The sequence below is a fragment of the Aeromicrobium sp. PFPM2_SD2 genome (genome assembly GCF_057364525.1).
Window position 1 is genome coordinate 1 of record NZ_JBNFNZ010000740.1, and the last position, 702, is coordinate 702.

The 702-nt window shown below is 77.9% G+C and carries 1 protein-coding gene and 2 pseudogenes; all 3 read right to left on the minus strand.

Annotation, left to right across the window (positions count from 1 at the left end; all coding sequences use genetic code 11):
* Positions 1 to 275: pseudogene (locus AC2W7G_RS17810) on the minus strand (GNAT family N-acetyltransferase); the annotation flags it as partial.
* Positions 268 to 396, minus strand: coding sequence for a hypothetical protein (locus AC2W7G_RS17815; RefSeq protein WP_485869603.1), 129 nt, complete (start codon positions 394 to 396; stop codon positions 268 to 270). The pseudogene AC2W7G_RS17810 and the gene AC2W7G_RS17815, both read right to left, overlap by 8 nt.
* A gap of 196 nt (positions 397 to 592) precedes the next feature.
* Positions 593 to 682: pseudogene (locus tag AC2W7G_RS17820) on the minus strand (tRNA (adenosine(37)-N6)-threonylcarbamoyltransferase complex dimerization subunit type 1 TsaB); the annotation flags it as partial.
* Positions 683 to 702: the final 20 nt, after the last annotated feature.

The window sequence follows — 702 nt, forward strand, 5'->3', positions numbered from 1 at the left end:
AGCGTCGCGGCGATACCCCGGCCCCGCGCGTCGGGCCGGGTCGCGATGCGGTGCAGGTCGGCCACGTCGGCGACCACCCCGACGGTGCCGTACGCGTCCACGCCGGCGTCCTCGTGCACCAGGACGACCCGGTCGCCCGAGCCGAGCTCGCCGGCGAGCAGGCCCTCGCTCCACGCCTCGCCGCCGAAGCAGGCCCGCTCGATCGCCACGAGGACGTCCAGGTCGTCGGTCGTCGCCGGGCGGACGGCCGGCGCGAGACCCGCCGGCTCAGGCACGCTTCTGGGCGACCTGCGGGGTGGCGTCCGGCCGGCGCAGGTACAGCGGCTCGAGCGGCAGCTCCTGGGCCTGTCCACGGGCGACGAGGGTGGCCAGCGCAGCGGCCGACGGGTCCTCCACCCCGGGCAGGTGCGCCAGGACGTCGGCGTACAGGCGTCCGCCGCGGCCGTGGACGGCACGCCGGGGAACCGGGCGGCGAGGTCGGCGGGCTTGCTGACGTCCGGACCCTCCACGCGGCGGCCGTCGACGTAGCGGGCCAGTAGACCTCCTTGCGCCGGGCGTCCGTCGCGACGAGGAGCTCGCCGTCGCCGGCCTCGGCAGCCAGGACGTCGAGGGTGCACACGCCGTGGGCGGCCAGGCCGAGCGACTCGGCCAGCGTGAGCGCGGTGACGACGCCGACCCGCAGGCCGGTGAACGGGGCCCCGG